This window comes from Paraburkholderia sp. XV, from assembly GCF_020177535.1.
Classification (GTDB): domain Bacteria; phylum Pseudomonadota; class Gammaproteobacteria; order Burkholderiales; family Burkholderiaceae; genus Paraburkholderia; species Paraburkholderia caribensis.
Window position 1 is genome coordinate 1 of the sequence record NZ_JAGUUD010000266.1, and the last position, 1,123, is coordinate 1,123.

The 1,123-nt window shown below is 61.9% G+C and carries 2 protein-coding genes; one reads left to right on the forward strand and one right to left on the reverse strand.

Translation table 11 applies throughout. The features are described 5' to 3' along the window. Positions 1-168 precede the first annotated feature (168 nt). Entirely contained in the window at positions 169-843 is a 675-nt protein-coding gene (locus KFO72_RS41845) for a ProQ/FinO family protein (RefSeq protein WP_224100227.1), read from the reverse strand. A gap of 87 nt (positions 844-930) precedes the next feature. On the opposite strand from KFO72_RS41845, the gene KFO72_RS41850 reads away from it, so the two are divergent. Then, positions 931-1,123, forward strand: a 193-nt coding sequence (locus KFO72_RS41850; RefSeq protein WP_225034556.1) for a hypothetical protein, incomplete at its 3' end; no start/stop codon positions are given.

Sequence of the window (1,123 nt, forward strand, 5' to 3'; positions counted from 1 at the left end):
AGAAACACGACATCTGTAAATAGCCAGAACACGACATTAGGATAGAGCCGCTACAGACAGAATGTTGATAATTAAGATTATGTCAAATTGCAATAAGGTAGCAGCAAACCAGCCACCGCTCCCTCCAACCTCAACCATCGACCACCAGCCTCATCGGCCCGCAATCGATCAACCTTGCGCCTGATCCGCAGCCGGCGCATTTCCTTCGCCGTCAGTCTGCGCTGCAGCCGCGTCATCCGCAGGCTTCGCAGCCGCAACCACCGCACCCGCATCGTCACCAGCCTTTGCAGCAGGCTTGTTCCGACCGCCCGAGCGGCGTCGTGCGAACGCGGATTCCGACGCGGTGACCTTGCCCGTTTCCGCGCCATTCAGATCCACACGCGACGCGCCTTCCGTCAAGCTCGCCCAATAGCGGCTGCCACGGCACCAGGTGCTCACGGCATCGCGCACTTCCTGCTCGGACAGCTTCAATTCGCCGGCCTGCTTGAGCAGATCGTCGAGAATACCGATTTTCAGCGCCACCTTCGGCGCAGGATTCTTCGGAAACGCCAACGGAAAACGCTTCTGCAGCTTGCCGATCGTATGCACGACGGGATCGACGGGATTCTGCTGCTTTGCCGCCGGCCGAGCCGACGCCGGCTTGCCGTGCGCCTTCGCGTCCGCAGGCCTGGGGGCCCGTCGCGCGTCGCGGGCTTTCGCGTCGCGCGCGTTGGCGTCCTTCGCCTTCTGATCCTTGCCGCCCGCTTGAGGAGCCGGCTTGTCCGCAGCCTGCTTTTCCTTGCGCTGCGCCTTTGCCTGCTTGGCGAGTTCGTCCCTCAGTTTCGCCAGTTGTTCAAAGCCCATGTCTTCACCTTCATTGCAATGACGCAGGATTGTAGCAGCCGCTGAGCACCTTCATGCCGGGCGACTTCTCGCTGCCGTCCGTCAATCTTGCGCGCCGTCGATGGCCGTTTCCTGTCATCGTCTCATTTCGGCGCGGCAAGCACTGAATTCCGCCAGCCGACGCCCGCAGCAAGCGACGGTCCCACATCGAATGCGCGCGCAGCGCACATCGCCGCGCACCCAACGAAAAAGCGCCGCAATCGCGGCGCCCTGTCCTGCTTCTGCAATGTCAACCAGCGTC